14 protein-coding genes are annotated in these 17622 nt (G+C 59.6%); 5 read left to right on the forward strand and 9 right to left on the reverse strand.

The annotated features are described in order from the left end of the window. The first annotated feature begins 370 nt into the window (after positions 1–370). The 3 genes from PL597_RS12025 (at position 371) to fdxA (ending at position 4354) form a co-directional block, all read left to right on the forward strand. Entirely contained in the window at positions 371–3436 is a 3066-nt protein-coding gene (locus tag PL597_RS12025; protein ID WP_271365233.1) for a helicase-related protein, read from the forward strand. Between the two features lie 4 nt (positions 3437–3440). Beyond that, positions 3441–3857 carry an RNA-binding S4 domain-containing protein gene (locus PL597_RS12030; RefSeq protein ID WP_077981306.1) on the forward strand — a complete coding sequence of 139 codons (417 nt, stop codon included), beginning with the start codon at positions 3441–3443 and terminating at the stop codon, positions 3855–3857. Between the two features lie 158 nt (positions 3858–4015). After that, positions 4016–4354 carry a ferredoxin FdxA gene (gene fdxA, locus PL597_RS12035; RefSeq protein WP_035222116.1) on the forward strand — a complete coding sequence of 113 codons (339 nt, stop codon included), beginning with the start codon at positions 4016–4018 and terminating at the stop codon, positions 4352–4354. A 74-nt stretch (positions 4355–4428) separates the two neighbouring features. On the opposite strand, the gene holA is transcribed toward fdxA, so the two are convergent. The 3 genes from holA to leuS are packed head-to-tail and all read right to left on the reverse strand — an operon-like array spanning position 4429 to position 8646. Further along, a complete protein-coding gene (gene holA / locus PL597_RS12040) occupies positions 4429–5466 on the reverse strand; it encodes a DNA polymerase III subunit delta (RefSeq protein ID WP_142912925.1) in 1038 nt (345 codons plus the stop codon). An 11-nt stretch (positions 5467–5477) separates the two neighbouring features. Then, positions 5478–6023 carry an LPS assembly lipoprotein LptE gene (gene lptE, locus PL597_RS12045; protein ID WP_162520500.1) on the reverse strand — a complete coding sequence of 182 codons (546 nt, stop codon included), beginning with the start codon at positions 6021–6023 and terminating at the stop codon, positions 5478–5480. Then, positions 6016–8646: a leucine--tRNA ligase gene (gene leuS, locus PL597_RS12050; protein ID WP_142912926.1), complete on the reverse strand. Its 2631-nt coding sequence runs from the start codon at positions 8644–8646 to the stop codon at positions 6016–6018. The genes lptE and leuS overlap by 8 nt, the downstream gene beginning before the upstream one ends. A 193-nt stretch (positions 8647–8839) precedes the next feature. Between leuS and PL597_RS12055 the strand changes: the two genes are divergently transcribed. Further along, the gene (locus PL597_RS12055) at positions 8840–9499 is read left to right on the forward strand and encodes a YggS family pyridoxal phosphate-dependent enzyme (protein WP_269824800.1); all 660 of its coding nucleotides are present in this window, start codon (positions 8840–8842) and stop codon (positions 9497–9499) included. Positions 9500–9558: 59 nt separating this feature from the next. Here the strand turns inward: PL597_RS12055 and PL597_RS12060 are convergent, their stop codons facing one another. After that, positions 9559–10260: a DUF1013 domain-containing protein gene (locus PL597_RS12060; RefSeq protein ID WP_162520501.1), complete on the reverse strand. Its 702-nt coding sequence runs from the start codon at positions 10258–10260 to the stop codon at positions 9559–9561. A gap of 230 nt (positions 10261–10490) precedes the next feature. Here PL597_RS12060 and acs point away from each other — a divergent pair, with 230 nt between their 5' ends. Then, positions 10491–12443 carry an acetate--CoA ligase gene (gene acs, locus PL597_RS12065; protein WP_077981324.1) on the forward strand — a complete coding sequence of 651 codons (1953 nt, stop codon included), beginning with the start codon at positions 10491–10493 and terminating at the stop codon, positions 12441–12443. Between the two features lie 106 nt (positions 12444–12549). On the opposite strand, the gene PL597_RS12070 is transcribed toward acs, so the two are convergent. From PL597_RS12070 to PL597_RS12090, 5 genes are all read right to left on the reverse strand, one after another. Further along, positions 12550–13557 carry a TRAP transporter substrate-binding protein gene (locus tag PL597_RS12070; protein WP_137412319.1) on the reverse strand — a complete coding sequence of 336 codons (1008 nt, stop codon included), beginning with the start codon at positions 13555–13557 and terminating at the stop codon, positions 12550–12552. 41 nt (positions 13558–13598) lie between these two features. Further along, positions 13599–14876 carry a TRAP transporter large permease gene (locus PL597_RS12075; RefSeq protein ID WP_077981313.1) on the reverse strand — a complete coding sequence of 426 codons (1278 nt, stop codon included), beginning with the start codon at positions 14874–14876 and terminating at the stop codon, positions 13599–13601. 4 nt (positions 14877–14880) lie between these two features. Continuing rightward, on the reverse strand, positions 14881–15411 hold the full coding sequence (locus PL597_RS12080; protein ID WP_077981314.1) for a TRAP transporter small permease: 531 nt from the start codon (positions 15409–15411) through the stop codon (positions 14881–14883). Between the two features lie 21 nt (positions 15412–15432). After that, the gene (locus PL597_RS12085; protein WP_271365234.1) at positions 15433–16593 is read right to left on the reverse strand and encodes a fumarylacetoacetate hydrolase family protein; all 1161 of its coding nucleotides are present in this window, start codon (positions 16591–16593) and stop codon (positions 15433–15435) included. Between the two features lie 201 nt (positions 16594–16794). Continuing rightward, positions 16795–17511, reverse strand: a complete 717-nt coding sequence (locus PL597_RS12090) for a FadR/GntR family transcriptional regulator (RefSeq protein WP_077981316.1) — start codon at positions 17509–17511, stop codon at positions 16795–16797. Between the last annotated feature and the right edge of the window lie 111 nt (positions 17512–17622).

Below are 17622 nucleotides of genomic sequence, written 5' to 3' on the forward strand. Positions count from 1 at the left end.
CTGTAAAGCCGAATCCGGCCAAGGACTTATCCGGATTCACAATCTGGTATGGTCTGCGCCCTGACCAACCAGATATTGCGGAGAACAAAAGCTGAATCCCATCGAGTCAGCGATTCGTATTCGATTCGTTCGCAGACTGTTCCGCAGCCGAATCGATTTCATTTTTGCCGGATTCTTTTTGTTCGTTCAACTGGCTGAATCTGAAAGGAAAATTCCGTCGACTGGTCGCCCCGCGCCACTTTGCGGGTGAGGCCTATTGCCTTTGGCTGCGGGCGTTGCCATGTGTGAGGCCTGCGGCCCATCAGCAATGTCGGGCGGCAAAGCAAGCAGATGAAGTCGATTCGCGGATAGTACGTTGAATTTTCGCCCCATGATCCTGAGCGGCCGCGGTGTCACGGCCGTTCTCGGCCCCACCAATACCGGCAAGACCCATTACGCGATCGAGCGGATGGTCGCGCATGGAAGCGGTGTCATTGGCCTGCCGCTGCGTCTTCTGGCGCGGGAGGTCTATACCCGCCTAGTTGAAAAAGTGGGTGCGCCGAATGTGGCGCTGATTACCGGCGAAGAAAAAATCGCGCCTCCCAAAGCCAAATACTCCGTCTGCACGGTGGAAGCCATGCCGCGTGAAACGACGGCCGCCTTCGTTGCGATAGACGAGGTGCAGTTGGCGGGCGATCTCGAACGCGGGCATATCTTCACCGACCGGGTGCTGCATCTGCGCGGGCGGGAGGAAACGCTGCTGCTCGGCGCGGGCACGATGCGCCCTATCCTTGAAAAACTGCTGCCGGGAATAACCGTGGTCGAGCGGCCGCGCCTGTCTCAACTCTTTTATGCGGGTCAGAAGAAGATCACCCGCCTGCCGCAACGCACGGCGATCGTCGCCTTTTCCGCCGATGAGGTTTATGCCATCGCTGAACTGGTGCGCCGCCAGCGCGGCGGCGCGGCTGTGGTGCTGGGCGCGCTTTCGCCGCGCACGCGCAATGCGCAGGTAGGCCTCTACCAGTCGGGCGACGTCGAATATCTTGTCGCTACGGACGCCATCGGTATGGGACTCAACCTCGATGTCGACCATGTCGCCTTTGCGCAGGACCGCAAATTCGACGGTTATCAGTTCCGTAATCTCAATCCCGGCGAGATCGGTCAGATCGCCGGCCGCGCTGGCCGCCATCTTCGCGACGGTACGTTTGGCGTGACGGGGCGTGTCGAGCCGTTCGATGACGAATTGGTCGAGCGGATCGAAACCCATCAGTTCGATGCGGTGAAGGTGCTGCAGTGGCGGACGAAAAATTTCGATTTTTCCTCCATCGCCAATCTGCGCGCGAGCCTTGACGCCGCGCCGACGATCCAGGGGCTTTCGCGCGCCCTGCCGGCCATCGACCAGCAGGCGCTGGAATATCTGTCGCGTTACCCTGAAATCATCGACGTGACCACGACGGATGTGCGGGTGGAAAAACTCTGGGAGGCCTGCGCGCTGCCCGATTATCGCCGCATCGCCCCCGCACAGCATGCCGACCTCATCTCCACGCTCTATTTCGATCTCGTCAAGCGCGGGGCGGTGAACGAGGATTTCATGGCCGAGCAGGTGCGTCGCGCCGATCGCACGGATGGGGAGATCGATACCTTGTCTGCGAGGATTGCGCAGATCAGAACATGGACTTATGTATCGAACCGCCCAGGATGGCTTGCCGATCCGACACACTGGCAAGAAAAGACTCGGGAAATCGAGGATCGATTGTCCGATGCGCTACATGAAAGGTTGACGAAACGCTTTGTTGATCGCAGGACATCTGTGCTCATGAGGCGCCTGAGAGAGAATGCGATGCTTGAAGCTGAAATCAGTGTAAATGGTGATGTCTTCGTAGAAGGACATCACGTCGGCCAATTGGCCGGGTTCCGGTTCACCCCGGTGCCGGGAATGGAAGGGCCGGATCAGAAGGCCGTGCAGGCTGCGGCGCAAAAAGCGCTCGCGCTCGAATACGAGGCGCGCGCCGCGCGTCTGCATGCCAGTGGAAACGGCGATCTCGCTTTGAGCTCCGATGGTCTGGTTCGCTGGTTGGGCGAGCCGGTTGCCCGGCTTTCGACCGGCGACAACATCATGAAGCCGCGGGTGATCCTGCTTGCCGACGAACAGCTGAACGGCAATGCCCGTGATCACGCGCTGGCGCGCGTCGAGCGTTTCGTCAATCACCAGATTGCGACCGTGCTGAAGCCGCTGGACGATATTTCCCGCGCAGAAGATCTTCAGGGCCTGGCGAAGGGTCTGGCGTTCCAGCTCGTGGAAAATCTTGGCGTGCTGTTCCGCCGCGACGTCGCCGAGGACGTGAAGTCGCTCGATCAGGACGCGCGCGCCTCCATGCGCCGTTATGGCGTGCGTTTCGGCGCCTATCACGTTTTCCTGCCCGCACTTCTCAAGCCCGCTCCGGCGGAGCTTGTGACGCTGCTTTGGGCTTTAAAAAATGATGGCCTTGGAAAGCCGGGTTACGGCGATCTCATTCCGGTGCTGGCCGCAGGCCGTACTTCGGTCGTCACCGATGCCAGCTTCGAGCGTATGTTCTACAAGCTCGCCGGTTTCCGCTTCCTCGGAAAGCGTGCCGTGCGTATCGACATTCTCGAGCGTCTGGCCGATCTCATCCGCCCGCTGCTGCAGTGGAAACCCGGTCAGCAGCCGCGCCCGGAAGGCGCTTATGACGGTCGCCGTTTCACGACGACGACCGCCATGCTTTCCATTCTCGGCGCGACGCTTGATGACATGGAAGAAATTCTCAAGGGCCTCGGTTACCGCGCCGATCAGGTGACGGCGGAAGAGGCACAGGCCTTCCTCGCCAGCCACGCCGGTGCCTCTGCTCCGGCTGCCGCGGAAGCGGCGACGGCTGAAGAGGAAAGCGTCGAGACCGAGGAACACGAGCCGGCTTCCGAAGAACAGGTGTCCGAGACGGCGGCTGCTGTCGAAGGCGAAGCTGTCGAGGCGCCGGTGGCTGCCAGCGAAGAGGTTGTCGCAGCCGAGGCTGCGCCGGAAAGCGCTGAGGCCGCCGAGCCCAAGCCCGTTCTTCTGTGGCGTCCGGGTGGCCGCAACGAAAATCAGCGTGGCGAAAACCGTCGTCCCGGCAATCGCGGTCAGGGCCGTGGTGATGGAGCGCGCGAACAGGGCGAGCGTCGCGGTGAAGGCCGTCGCGACAATCGTGACGGTGCAAGTGCCAATCGCAGCGGCGACGGCGAGCGCAAGCGCGATGGTGGCCGTCCGGACCGTGGCAACAACCGCAATAACGATCGTCACGATCGCGGGGAGCGCAAGGACCGGCCGGAACGCAATGACCGTGGTGGTAAGCCGCAGGGTCAGCAGCGCTTCGAAGCCAAGCCGCCGCGCAAGGAAAAGCCGCTCGATCCGGATTCGCCTTTCGCAAAGCTCGCTGCTCTCAAGGAGCAGCTGAAGAAGTAAGCCCATGGGAAGCAGCGAACAGCCACTCGAAAGCACGCGTCAGCGTCTGGACAAGTGGCTGTTCTTTGCCCGCATGGCCAAATCCCGTTCGCTGGCCCAGAGCTACATTCAGTCGGGCCACGTCAAGGTCAACGGTGCTGCCATCCGCCAGCCCAGCCACATGCTGAAGGTGGGGGACAGGCTGGAGATTGGCTTTGAGCGGATGGACAAGGTACTCGTCGTCAAGTCCGGCGGAACACGGCGTGGACCCTATGAGGAAGCCAGACTTCTCTATGAGGACGAGACGCCGCCACGGGAACCTTCCGACAGTATGACGCCTCTTGAGCAGGCGTTGCGCCAGCCGGGCAGCGGGCGTCCCACTAAAAAAGAGCGCAGGGCGCTCGACAGGTTTCTGTCTGACAGCGACGGAAGCAAAGATTAGAATAAACCTCCGGGTCACACCCCTTTTTCAGAATTGTTTATCCTTGCTATCTGTAAGCAAAGGCATTACGTCACTTGCGAAATTGCCCTGTCTGAATTCCGGGCGACGGCTTGTGTTCCGAAGCCCAAAGACCCGGCCTGCATATTCTGGAGTTCATCATGACATATGTCGTGACCGACAATTGCATCCGCTGCAAATATACCGATTGCGTTGAGGTCTGCCCCGTCGACTGCTTTTACGAGGGTGAAAATTTCCTCGCGATCAATCCCGATGAATGCATCGATTGCGGTGTGTGCGAACCGGAATGTCCCGCCGAAGCCATCAAGCCCGATACGGAGCCGGGCCTCGACAAATGGCTGAAGCTCAATGCCGAATATGCGGCGATCTGGCCTAATATCACCATCAAGCGTGACCCGATGCCGGAAGCCAAGGAGATGGACGGCGTCGAAGGTAAGCTCGATCTCTATTTCTCCGCCGAACCCGGCCAGGGCGACTGATTTTTACGGCCTGACAGCGAAACCATGATTTAAAAAGCCCTCGAGTTGTTGCTGCGAGGGCTTTTTGCTGAGCGTCATCCACTGCGGCCGGATTGCAGCGTGGTCGACAGCAATGTCAGAAGGGCCACGCTTTCCTCCAGGCTTTGCCGCTGACGGCTTTGCAGGATAGCGGCCTGCAGACGGTTCATCTCGCGGGCGATCGCCGCTGGCTGCCATGTTCGCAGCGCTCTTTCGATGATGGGTTTTCTGCGGAAATGAATGTGGCGCCCAAGTGTCTGCATGACCTGACCGGCCTGCAGTTTTTTCTCATCCATTTCGGCCCTCATCTGGTCGAGCAACTGGAACTGCCTGAGGCATCCCTGGAGGACGAGGAAGATCGGGGTCTTCGAAGAGACGATCTTCTGCGTTGCGTGGAAGAAGGCGTTTCTGTCGCCTTTCAGAATGGCGTCGACAGCATCGTCGGCGGAAACCGTGCTGGCGTCTCCGATGATCGCCAGTACATCGTCCTCCTCGACCACGTCGGCTCCACGGCAATAGAGCGCCAGTTTGCGGATTTCGTTGCGCGAGGCGATACGGTCGCCGCCAAGGGATTCGATCAGCCTCTGCCGTGCGGCCGGCGCAATACGCAGATTATCGGCTGAGAGTTCCTGATCGATCAATGCGTTCAACGAGCGCGCATCGTCGGCATAGCAGGGGATGGCTGCGATGGAGCGCGCCGGTTCTGCGATCTTGCGCAGTCCCGTACCCTTCTTGATGTCGCCTGCTTCGATGATGAGGAAGCTCGCTTCCGGTGGCGTTTCCGCCAGAATCTGGAGGGCGTCCACCAGCGCCTTTTCGGACGAAGCACCTTTAACCCAGACGAGTTTTTCGCCGCCGAAAAGGCCGATGGCATTCACCTCGTCGAGTAGACGGCCGGGGTCGCCCTGCAGATCGGATGCGGTCAGTTTCAGCGATGCGAAAGCGTCATCGGGATCGATACCGGTCTTTTTGGCGATGACGCCTGCGCGTTCCGACACGAGACCGCGATCCGGGCCGTAAAGCACGAAAACACGAAAGCGCTCCGCCGGGTTTTCGGCGAAGCGCTCAAATTCATGGGACTTTATCTCCGTCACGGCCGCCGCTCTCAGCGGCCGAGGGTGGCGGCGATATCGGTGCGGATGATTTCGGCAAGTTCCCGGGCCGCACGGTTTTCGGCGTCGCGAGTTGCCCGGATCTTGGCGAATTCCTGCTGCGGCAGATCCACCTGCGCCGTTACGCTGCGGCGTGCGGAGCGCAGGATCTGACCGTCGGAAACCCGCGTCAGCACATATTGACCACTCATCACGACACGACCAGGGTAAGGACCATCGTAATTATTGTTCGAGCGGGTCGTCAGGTCATAATTCTGCACTTCCGTCGAGGTAGCGCTCGAGCTTACGGAAACCTTGACGTTATATTGAGCCGTGGCCGGTTGGCCTGCGCCGCCAGCCATTAGAAAGATCAGTTGATTGCGGACTTCCTGCCCGGCCCTGCCGCCGATATCGGAGACGCTGACGGCCGCCAGCCTTTCCTTGGTGCCGGAAGCTTCCCCATAAAGCGGGCGCACCTGGCAGCCAGCCAGAAGACCAGCCATCGTCACGACGGAAATCGCTGCCGCGGCGCGGCTCCATCTTGAAAAAACGTCAGACAACAATGTTTACAATCCTCTGCGGAACCACGATGACTTTCTTGGGCTCGCCACCGGCAAGAATGGATTTGACGGCATCCAGCGCAAGGGCGGCCGTGCGGACCGCATCTTGATCCGCATCGCGCGCGATTGTCAATTCGCCACGCTTCTTGCCGTTGACCTGCACGGGCATAACGACATCGTTTTCCTCGACCAGCGAAGCGACGAAGGCAGGCCACGGCGTCTGGGCCACGAGGCCCGTGTTACCCAGTACGGACCAGCATTCTTCCGCCAGATGTGGCGTCATCGGGGCGATGATGCGGATGAGGATTTCGACGGCGTCACGCGCTGCCGCCTTGACGTCATTAGACTTGCCGCCCGCAGCGACATCCGCAAGGGGACCGGCGAGTGCATTGACCAGTTCATAGATGCGGGCAATGGCCTTGTTGAAGGCGAGCTTGTCCAGATCCTCCTGCACAGCTTTCAGCGTTTTGTGGGCCGCCTTGGAGGCCGCCAGCCCTTCGCCTTCGGTCGCAGGCTTCGGCTGGACGGTTCTCAGCTCTTCCGCCGCTTCGCCGATGATGCGCCAGACGCGCTGGACGAACCGGTTTGCGCCTTCCACACCGGCTTCGGACCAGATGACGTCACGATCGGGCGGAGAGTCCGACAGGACGAAGAAGCGTGCTGTATCGGCGCCGTAGGATGCGATGATGTCATCCGGGTCAACCACGTTCTTCTTCGACTTCGACATCTTCTCGATGGAGCCGATCTTCACCTCTTCGCCGGACGAGAGCAGGAATGCGCGGCGAGCCCCGTCGCTTTCCTCGATCCGCAGTTCCGCAGGCGGCACCCATTCGCGCGCCGTGCCCTCGCCGCGGCTATAGGTCTCGTGCACCACCATGCCCTGCGTGAACAGGCCCTTGAAGGGTTCCTTGACGCCGACATGGCCGGTTTCGCGCATGGCGCGGGTGAAGAAGCGCGAATAGAGCAGATGGAGGATCGCATGCTCGATGCCGCCGATATATTGATCTACCGGCAGCCAGTGATTGGCGACCTTCGGGTCGGTCGGCGCGTCTTCCCACGGCGCGGTGAAGCGCGTGTAATACCAGCTGGAATCGACGAATGTATCCATCGTGTCGGTTTCGCGGCGCGCGTCATGACCGCATTGCGGGCAGGAGACATGGCGCCAGGTGGGGTGCCGGTCCAGCGGGTTGCCGGGCACGTCGAACGTCACGTCATCGGGCAGTTTGACCGGGAGGTCCTTTTTCGGAACCGGGACCACACCGCAGACTTCGCAATGGATGACCGGGATCGGGCAACCCCAATAACGCTGGCGGGAAATGCCCCAGTCGCGCAGGCGGAAATTGACCTTGCGCTCTGCCTGCGGCGTATTGCCGAGTGTCTGCGTGGAAAGCTTCTGCACGACGGCCTCGAAGGCGTCAGCCGTCTTCATGCCGTTCAGGAAGCCCGAATTGATCATCACGCCGTCATCGGTGAAGGCGGTATCATCGATGGTGAAGTTTGCGGCATCGGGGCCTTCAGGGGCTACGACGGCCACGACCGGCAGGCCGTATTTGCGGGCGAAATCCAGATCGCGCTGGTCACCGGATGGGCAACCGAAGATCGCACCGGTGCCATAGTCCATCAGTACGAAGTTGGCGACATAGACCGGCAGTTCCCAGCTGGGGTCCAGCGGGTGCACGACCTTGACGCCGGTATCGATACCCTTCTTTTCAGCCGTCTCGAGCGCTGCGAGCGAGGTGCCATGGCGGCGGCATTCGTCGCAGAACTCGGCAATCGCCGGATTGTTCGCGGACAGTTCTCTGGCCAGCGGGTGGTCGGCGGCGATCGCCAGGAAGGAGGCGCCGAACAGTGTGTCGGGGCGTGTCGTATAGACGGTAATGTCGGAGAAACCTTCCGGCGCCGTGTCGGCAACCGTCCGCCAGCGCAGCGACAGGCCCTCGGAACGGCCGATCCAGTTCTTCTGCATCAGGCGTACTTTTTCCGGCCATTGGTCGAGCGTATCCAGCTCGTCCAGCAGGTCCTGGCTAAAATCGGTGATGCGGAAGAACCATTGCGTCAGTTCGCGCTGTTCGACCAACGCACCGGAGCGCCAGCCGCGGCCATCGATGACCTGTTCATTGGCCAGAACCGTGTGATCGACCGGGTCCCAGTTGACCTTCGACTGCTTGCGGTAAACCAGGCCCTTTTCCATGAAGTCGACGAACAGCGCCTGCTGGCGATGGTAATATTCCACATCGCAGGTGGCGAACTCACGGGTCCAGTCCAAGGACAGGCCCATGGATTTCAGCTGGCCGCGCATGGTGGCGATGTTCTGGTAGGTCCAGTCCTTGGGATGAACCTTGTTCTGCATGGCCGCATTTTCGGCAGGCATGCCGAAGGCGTCCCAGCCCATCGGGTGCAGGACGTTGAAACCGCGGGCGCGCTTGTAACGGGCGACGACGTCGCCCATCGCGTAGTTGCGGACATGGCCCATATGGATGCGTCCCGACGGATAGGGAAACATCTCTAGAACGTAATACTTCTCACGCGGATCGCTGTTGTCGGTGACGAAAACCTTGTCCTCGTTCCATTTTTGCTGCCAGCGCGGCTCGGCGTCGCGAGGATTGTAACGTTCGATGGCCATTGTCTAAAATTCCGGGTATCGAGGGGAAAAATGTGCGCTGACCTTCACCATGAAACGACCGGGGCGTCAAGTTTGGCGGGACGTTCGGACGTTCAATCTTGGCCAGCGTGCCTCAAATGGTGCTAAAGGCGCTTGGCATCAAGGCAATCGGTGGCTAGTTAGCGTTGCGAATGGTTCAAATGAAGGTCTTGTGATGGAAATCGAAGCACGTCTCGAGGATGTCAGGCAGCGCATTGCCGATGTTGCGGAAAAATCCGGACGCAAGGCGGCGGATGTTGCCCTCGTCGCGGTCTCGAAGACCTTCGACGCGGAGGCGATCCAGCCGGTCATCGATGCCGGTGAGCGCGCGTTCGGCGAGAACCGCGTGCAGGAAGCGCAGGGCAAGTGGCCGGCGCTTAAGCAGAAGACGCCTGATATCGAGTTGCATCTGATCGGCCCGCTACAGTCCAACAAGGCGGCGGACGCCGTGGCGCTGTTTGATGTGGTGCAAAGTGTCGACCGGGAGAAGATCGCCCGCGCGCTTGCCGAAGAATGCCGTAAACAGGGTCGCAGCCTTCGTTTTTATGTGCAGGTCAATACTGGCCTTGAGCCGCAAAAGGCGGGTATCGACCCGCGTGAGACCGTAGCTTTCGTGGATTTTTGTCGGGATGAGCTGAAATTGCAGGTCGAAGGACTGATGTGCATTCCGCCGGCGGATGAAAATCCGGGCCCGCATTTTGCGCTTCTGGCGAAGCTTGCCAAACAATGTGGGCTTGAGAAGCTTTCCATGGGCATGTCGGGCGATTTCGAAACTGCCGTGGAATTCGGCGCGACGAGTGTTCGTGTGGGTTCGGCGATCTTCGGTGCGCGATAAGGCTGCAAATTAAAAACCCGGCGCTGAGGCCGGGTTTTTAAACTCTAAAAGACGTCCGATCAGTAGTGATCGTCCTCGTCTTCGTCCTTCTGCGTGGATTTCAGCGAGCTGAGCTTCTTGAAGACCGCATCGGCGTCGATCTGCTCGTCTTCCTCGCGCTGGAAGCTGTAGTCCAGACCTTCCGTCGCCGTTGCCGGCTGCAGCGTGTTATCCAGTTCTTCGGCAGTCGGCAGCGGACGGCCGCGCGAGGCGCGTTCGACCTCGAGGTCGAGATCGATCTGGCTGCAGAGGCCGAGCGTCACAGGATCCATCGGCGTCAGGTTGGCCGAGTTCCAGTGGGTGCGGTCGCGAATCTGTTCGATCGTCGATTTTGTGGTGCCGACGAGACGCGAAATCTGCGCATCCTTCAGTTCCGGGTGGTTGCGAACGAGCCAGAGAATAGCGTTCGGACGATCCTGACGCTTGGAAACCGGGGTGTAGCGCGGGCCGCGGCGCTTGGATTCCGGCACGCGAACCTTAGGCTCGGAAAGCTTGAGCTTGTGGTTCGGATTGCCTTCCGCGCGGGCGATTTCGTCACGGGAGAGCTGTCCGGTCGCGATCGGATCGAGACCCTTGATGCCCTGCGCGGCTTCACCGTCGGCAATGGCCTTGACTTCGAGCGGATGCAGTTTGCAGAACGTGGCGATCTGATCGAACGACAGCGCGGTGTTGTCAACCAGCCATACAGCCGTTGCCTTTGGCATGAGCAATTGTTGAGCCATAGATACAGTCCTTCTGTCCGTCCGCGCCGGTGTCGCGGGCGTGGTATCAACCACTGATTTCCGGGATATTGCCGCTCTATAACCGGATTGCATCATAATTGCAATTCTTTGCGAAACAAATGACCTTTGTCTAATTGCCGTGCGCAATTGACCTGCTATGAATTCAACACATGCCTGAGGTGGGAGTCTCGGGCCGCGTCAGAAGCCATACCCGGTTCCAGGAGGAGTTCATGTCTGCCAAAATCTACCCGGTGCTCAAGTCGGCGAAAGCCCGCACGCTCATCGATAATGAGCGTTACCAGAAATGGTACCAGGAGAGCGTCGAGGATCCTGAAAAGTTCTGGGACAAGCACGGCCGTCGGATCGACTGGTTCAAGCCTTATACCAAGGTCAAGAATACGTCGTTCAAGGGGCGCGTGCCGATCAAGTGGTTCGAGGATGGCCTGACCAACGTTTCCTATAACTGTATCGACCGGCATCTGAAGACGCATGGCGAGCGCACGGCGATCATCTGGGAAGGCGACAACCCCTATATCGACAAGAAGATCACCTATAATCAGCTCTACGACTATGTCTGCCGTCTGGCCAACGTGCTGAAGAAGCACGGCGTCAAGAAGGGTGACCGCGTCACGATCTATATGCCGATGATTCCGGAAGCGGCCTATGCGATGCTCGCCTGCGCGCGCATCGGTGCGGTGCACTCCGTCGTCTTTGGCGGCTTCTCGCCAGAAGCGCTGGCCGGCCGTATCGTCGACTGCGAATCGACCTTCGTCATCACTTGCGATGAAGGCGTGCGCGGCGGCAAGCCGATCCCGCTCAAGGAAAACACCGACAAGGCGATCGATATTGCCGCCAAGCAATATGTCATCGTTAACAAGGTTCTGGTGGTACGCCGCACCGGCGGCAAGACCGGCTGGGCGCCGGGCCGTGACATCTGGTACCATCAGGAAATCGCTACCGTGAAACCGGATTGCCCGCCGGTGAAGATGCGCGCGGAAGATCCGCTGTTCATCCTCTATACGTCTGGCTCCACCGGCAAGCCGAAGGGCGTGCTGCACACCACGGGCGGCTATCTCGTCTATACGTCGATGACGCATGAATATGTCTTCGACTACAAGGACGGCGAGGTGTACTGGTGCACGGCCGATGTCGGCTGGGTCACCGGCCATTCCTATATCGTCTACGGGCCGCTTGCGAATTGCGCGACGACGCTGATGTTCGAAGGCGTTCCGAACTTCCCGGATCAGGGCCGCTTCTGGGAAGTCATCGACAAGCACAAGGTCAATATCTTCTATACGGCGCCGACAGCGCTCAGATCGCTGATGGGGGCGGGCGACCAGTTCGTGAAGCGCTCCTCGCGCAGCAGCCTGCGGCTTCTCGGCACGGTCGGCGAGCCGATCAATCCGGAAGCCTGGGAGTGGTATTACCATGTGGTCGGCGAGGACAAGAGCCCGATCGTCGATACCTGGTGGCAGACGGAAACCGGCGGCATTCTCATTTCGCCGCTGCCGGGCGCGACCGATCTGAAACCCGGCTCGGCCACAAGGCCGTTCTTCGGCGTGCAGCCGCAGCTGGTCGATGCCGAAGGCAATGTGCTGGAAGGACCGGCGGACGGCAATCTGTGCATCATCGACAGCTGGCCGGGCCAGTCGCGCTCCGTCTATGGCGATCACCAGCGCTTCGTCGATACATACTTCTCCACCTACAAGGGCAAATATTTCACCGGTGACGGCTGCCGTCGTGACGAGGATGGATATTACTGGATCACTGGCCGCGTGGATGACGTTCTGAACGTGTCGGGCCACCGTCTCGGCACCGCTGAAGTGGAATCGGCGCTGGTGTCGCATCACCTTGTTTCGGAGGCAGCCGTTGTCGGTTATCCGCATCCCATCAAGGGGCAGGGCATTTATTGTTATGTCACGCTGATGGCGGGCCAGAACGGCGATTATTCATTGCGCGAGGAGCTGGTGAAGCACGTCCGCAACGAAATCGGCCCGGTTGCGACACCGGATAAAATCCAGTTCGCGCCGGGTCTGCCGAAGACCCGTTCCGGCAAGATCATGCGGCGTATTCTGCGCAAGATCGCCGAGGATGACTTTGGTGCGCTGGGAGATACGTCGACGCTCGCCGATCCGGCCGTTGTCGACGACCTCATCGCCAACCGGCAGAACCGTACGGCGTGATCTGTTGAAAGGCTGCTCCGGCAGCCTTTTTTCTATTGGCGATTTTCACAAACAAAAACACCCGGAGGCGGAACCTCCGGGTGTTTTTAGTTGTATTCAGTCAGGATTACTGGCCGCGGATCTTCTTCAGGTCCGCCAGAACGGCGTCGACGATGTCGGCGCCGATTTCAGCCTTGTGCTTTTCGTAGACAACCATCGACTTTTCGCGAATGCGCGCCTGTTCTTCAGGAGACAGCGTGTTCACTTCGAGGCCAGCCGCCTTGATCTTTTCCAGCGACTTCTGGTTCAGCTCGCGGATGACCTTGCGCTCCTCGTCGCGGCCGACGACCGCGCATTCACGCAGGGCGGCCTGTTCTTCGGGCGTGTAGCTGTCGAAGATCGGCTTGGAGAAGAGGAAGAGGAACGGCGTATAGGCGTGGTTCGTCTCGGTGACGTATTTCTGCACCTCGTAGAACTTGGAGGTGTCGATCGTCACATAGGGGTTTTCCTGCGCGTCGATCGCGTTGGTTTCCAGCGCCGAGAAGACTTCGCCGAAGGCCATCGGCGTTGCATTGGCGCCGAGGTTCTGGAAGGTGTCGAGGAAGATGTTGTTCTGCATCACGCGGACCTTGAGGCCCGAGAAATCTTCCCACTTGTTCACGGCACGCTTGGAGTTCGACAGGTTGCGGAAACCGTTTTCCCAGTAGGCCAGGTTTACGAGGCCCTGTTCTTCCAGCTTCTTGTTCATCATGTCGCCGAAGGCGCCGTCCATGACGGCATCGGCTTCCTTGGCGTTGGAGAACAGGAACGGCAGGTCGAAGACGCCGAGCGACGGGATCAGGCCGACGAGCGGCGACGAGGACGTTACGACCGCTTCCTGAACGCCGGAGCGCAGGGCCTGGGTCGCCTGGAGGTCGCCGCCGAGCGCGCCGCCCCAGAATGCGGTTAGCTTCAGCTTGCCGCCCGACTTGTCGTCGAGGCAGGCCTGCATGGCCTTGATGCCGTTGCCGACCGGATGGTCCTGGTTGATGCCGTTGGAAACACGGATGTTGCGGCTGTTGAATTCGGCCATTGCCGGGGCAGCAGTGCCAACTGCGAAAGCGATTGCCGTGGTGGTCAGAAGAAGCTTTCTCATAATATCCTCCCTTGGATTGTTTGCGAGAAGCGGGTTGCGGGTTAACGGAGATACTGCAGTGGTACGAGGACGATGTCCGGGAAAATCACCAGAAGGAACAGCACGGCGACCTGTGTCAGCAGGAAAGGCAGTACGCCCGCCGTGACGCGGCCCAACGGAACCCTACCGACGCCGCTGACGACGTTCAGCACGACGCCAACAGGGGGCGTGATGAGACCGATACAGGTATTCATAATGAAGAGGACGCCGAAATAGACTGGGTCGATGCCCGCCTGCTTGATGATCGGCATCAGAACGGGCGTCAGGATCAGGATGGTGGGTGTCAGGTCGAGCGCAGTACCGACGACCAGGATCAGGACCATGATCGCAAACATCAAGAACATCGGACGGTCGATCAGCGGTTCGATGTAACCGACAACCTCGTTCGGAATGTTTGCAGCCGTGATAAGCCATGCGGAGACGAGTGCGGCGCAGACCAGGAACATGATGATCGAGGTGCTCTTGGCTGCGCGCAGGAGCACGTGCGGAAGCTCACTCGGCTTTAGTTCGCGGTAGACCACCATGCCGACAAACAGGGCGTAGGCAGCGGCCACGACAGCGGCTTCTGTCGGGGTCATGATGCCGGCCTTGATCCCTCCGAGAATGATAACCGGCATACCGAGCGCCCACCCGGCACGTGCTGTTGCCCGCATGCGTTGCTTGGCCGTGGTCTTCGGAAGCGGCGTTATGTTGTCCTTACGGACGACGAACAACCAGGTTGCGACCAATGAAAGGCCCATCAGCAGGCCCGGTACGATCCCCGCCATGAAGAGCTGGGTGATCGAGACGTTGGCGGCAACGCCGAAAACAATGAAGGCCATGGAGGGGGGGATGACCGGAGCGATGATACCGCCGGAAGCAATGAGACCTGCCGAGCGCGGCACGTTGTAACCGGCCTTCGCCATCATCGGGATGAGGATTGCGGCAAGCGCCGCGGTATCGGCTGCGGCCGAGCCGGAGATGCTGGCCATGATGATGGCCGCCATGATGGCGACGATCCCGAGACCGCCCCTGATATGACCGACGCAGGCGATCGCAAAATCGATGATGCGGCGGGAGAGGCCGCCAGAGTTCATCAGTTCACCGGCCAGAATGAAGAAAGGGATGGCGAGCAGCGTGAATGTATCCGCGCCGGCGATCATGTTCTGAGCGATGATCTGGGTATTGAACATGCCCATATACCACATGAGCACAACGCCGCAGAACATCAGCGAGAAAGCGACGGGAACGCCAATCGCCATAGCGCCGAGCAGAGAGCCGACAAAAACGAGGAGTGTCATGGTATCAGCGCTCCGAAAGCTGTTCGATCGTCATGTTTTCGCCCGCGAACTGGGCGATTTCGTCTTCCGTCACGCGGCCCGTAACGAGCCGGTACAGACGTTCCAGCGCAATGATGAACATCAGGGCGCCGGTGAACATACCGATGCCGTAGACCCAGATCATCGATAGCTTGGTGACTGGCGCATGCATGCTGGCATTGATGCCAGACTGCTTCCACGTCCCCCAGAAGAAGATGGCGGAACAGGTGAGGATGACAATGTTTGATAAGATCATGCAAAGGATGCGGCCGCGGCGCGACAGGAACATCACCATGGTTTCGATACCCATGTGACCATGTTCCCTGAAGGCGACGACGGCGCCGGTGAAGGTGAGCCACACGAAAAAGAAGCGTGACAATTCTTCCGAGACGTTTATGCCCGAATTCATCGTGTAACGCATGACGACGTTGACGAAGACCATGATCGCCATGCCGGCAAGCAGCAGGACGAGAATGATTTCGAGAATCCGGTAAAAGAGATTGATGATCTTCTGCATTTTCCCCTCCCGAAGAAATATCTAGAGCAGCCCTCGTTTCGCCAGGTTGCGCATCAGGGCCGCGGTGCCGAACGTCCATTCCGGGCATTCGTCCGTCGTCGTGACCCAGTTGATCAGCTTACCGAGCTTGGGCGTGGAGATTTCGACACGGTCACCCTTCGAATGGGTGAAGCCGAGGCCTGGGCCATGGCGGTCCTTGACCGGCGCAAACATCGTGCCGAGGAAGAAGACGGCGCCGTCAGGATATTGGTGGTTACGGTTCAAGAGCTGGGAGCTAAGGTTTTCCGGCGTGCGGCTGATCGCCTCCATCGGGCTGACGCCCGTCATGGTGAAACCGTCTTCGCCCTCGACCAAAAGCGAGATTTGCGACCTCTTCACATCTTCAATGGTGAAGTTTCCGTCGAACAGGCGGATGAAGGGACCGATCGCGCAGGATGCGTTATTGTCCTTCGCCTTGCTGAGCAGCAGGGCGGAACGACCTTCGAAGTCGCGCAGGTTGACGTCGTTGCCGAGCGTTGCGCCGACGATGCGGCCGTCTGAGGTGATGGCGAGCACCACTTCCGGCTCCGGGTTGTTCCACTGCGACTTCGGGTGAACGCCGATCAGCGCTCCGCAGCCGACAGAAGCCATGGCCTGCGCCTTGGAGAATATCTCCGCATCCGGGCCGATGCCCACTTCCAGATATTGCGACCAGAGGCCCATTTCCTGGAGCAGTTTCTTCACTTCGGCAGCTTTTTCGGAGCCGGCCTCAAGTCCCTTGAGATTGTCGCCGAGAACCGGCGCCAGCCGTCCGCGAATTTCCTGCGCGCGCAGCGGATCGCCCTTGGCCTGCTCCTCGATCACGCGTTCCAGCATGCTGTCGGCGAAAGTGACACCGGCGGCCTTGACCGCCTGAATATCGTTGGGGGCAAGGAGTTCGCCGGCGGAACCGTCCAGAAACGCTTCCAGCGCGCCGAGTGCGACAAGAGAGCCGGTGTCGGCGAGCCGCGCCACCAGATCCGTCTTTTCCAGAAGTTCGGACATGGTTGGGGAAATCGAAGTGAGGTCATAAAGCACGCCGCCCTTCAGCAGGACAGGGCAGGGGCCGTCTTCGCTTTTCGACCAGACGCGGCCGACGAGCAGCGCGTTTTCGAAATCTTCAGGCAAAATTGCGGCAGCGTCGATGGACCTTTTTCCGGTCATGTAGTTCTCCCCTTCAGCACCCCACAGGCCGCCTCCTGCGGTCTTATTGTCTGGATGTCTGACAACCTAATCCCATTCTTCTTAGTATGACTTTTGCTGCGAGTCTAGCGGCTACGCCGACAAAATTATCGTGTTCCGTGCCTCAATTACCGGAAAATCGTAAACCTGTCCTATAGCTTTTCCGGCCTGCTCATTTGCGGCTCAGAAGATGTCGAGTTCGAGATTGACCCGACTTGCAGCACCGATCAGGTGCTTGCGCATGGCGTTCTTGGCAGCTGTGGCATCGGCCTTCTCGACGGCCTCGTAGATTGCCACATGCTCGGCGATCGTCACCTCGAGAATTTCACCAAAAACTGCACGCGAAAAAGCAATATTGATGGCGGAGCTGATGCGTTCCGCGATGAAGCCGAGGAACATCAGGAAATATTCGTTCTCAGTCGCTTCCGCCAGAATGCGGTGGAAGTCAAGATCGGCCGCGACGCCTTCCGTCGACCAATCGTCGGCGGTTTTCATCTTTTCCAAAGCTGCCGCCAGCCGCGTCAACTGCTGCGGGCTGCGGTGCAGTGCGGCCAGCCCGGCTGCTTCTATTTCCAGTGGCATGCGAAGCTGGAAAAGATCGCGGAAATTTTCCGGATCATTCAGCCGCGATCGCTCGATTCGGATGGACAGTCTTTGCCGGGGATCGGTGACGAATGCGCCAACGCCCTGCCGGGTTTCAACAAAACCTTCGTTGCGCAATTGCGCGATCGCCTCGCGGATGACCGAGCGGCTGACCCCGAAGGTTTTTGCCAAAACATGTTCGGTTGGCAACCTGTCGCCCGGTCCGAGCTTCGAATCATTGATTTCGCGCGCAATCTCCGCAGCGATCCGGCCGGGCAGATGGTCGTTGCGATGAATCTGACTGAACTCCAGCGTCATGGTTGCTCCCGTTCCACAGAAACGATTGGTTCGTTTTCCCGCGGTAGGCGACTTCCTCCTTCGCCGTCCGCGGGGTTTTCAAAGGCGGCGCTTTCAGCCGCCTTCGCCGTC

Source organism: Agrobacterium sp. ST15.13.013, assembly GCF_027956525.1.
Taxonomy (GTDB): domain Bacteria; phylum Pseudomonadota; class Alphaproteobacteria; order Rhizobiales; family Rhizobiaceae; genus Agrobacterium; species Agrobacterium salinitolerans.

Coding starts and splice junctions, on each gene's coding strand:
- acs (WP_077981324.1), top strand. CDS start 10,491: ATGTCTGCCAAAATCTACCCGGTGCTCAAGTCGGCGAAAGCCCGCACG.
- PL597_RS12075 (WP_077981313.1), bottom strand. CDS start 14,876: ATGACACTCCTCGTTTTTGTCGGCTCTCTGCTCGGCGCTATGGCGATT.
- fdxA (WP_035222116.1), top strand. CDS start 4,016: ATGACATATGTCGTGACCGACAATTGCATCCGCTGCAAATATACCGAT.
- PL597_RS12090 (WP_077981316.1), bottom strand. CDS start 17,511: ATGACGCTGGAGTTCAGTCAGATTCATCGCAACGACCATCTGCCCGGC.
- PL597_RS12085 (WP_271365234.1), bottom strand. CDS start 16,593: ATGACCGGAAAAAGGTCCATCGACGCTGCCGCAATTTTGCCTGAAGAT.
- PL597_RS12025 (WP_271365233.1), top strand. CDS start 371: ATGATCCTGAGCGGCCGCGGTGTCACGGCCGTTCTCGGCCCCACCAAT.
- PL597_RS12055 (WP_269824800.1), top strand. CDS start 8,840: ATGGAAATCGAAGCACGTCTCGAGGATGTCAGGCAGCGCATTGCCGAT.
- leuS (WP_142912926.1), bottom strand. CDS start 8,646: ATGGCCATCGAACGTTACAATCCTCGCGACGCCGAGCCGCGCTGGCAG.
- PL597_RS12030 (WP_077981306.1), top strand. CDS start 3,441: ATGGGAAGCAGCGAACAGCCACTCGAAAGCACGCGTCAGCGTCTGGAC.
- PL597_RS12070 (WP_137412319.1), bottom strand. CDS start 13,557: ATGAGAAAGCTTCTTCTGACCACCACGGCAATCGCTTTCGCAGTTGGC.
- PL597_RS12080 (WP_077981314.1), bottom strand. CDS start 15,411: ATGCAGAAGATCATCAATCTCTTTTACCGGATTCTCGAAATCATTCTC.
- PL597_RS12060 (WP_162520501.1), bottom strand. CDS start 10,260: ATGGCTCAACAATTGCTCATGCCAAAGGCAACGGCTGTATGGCTGGTT.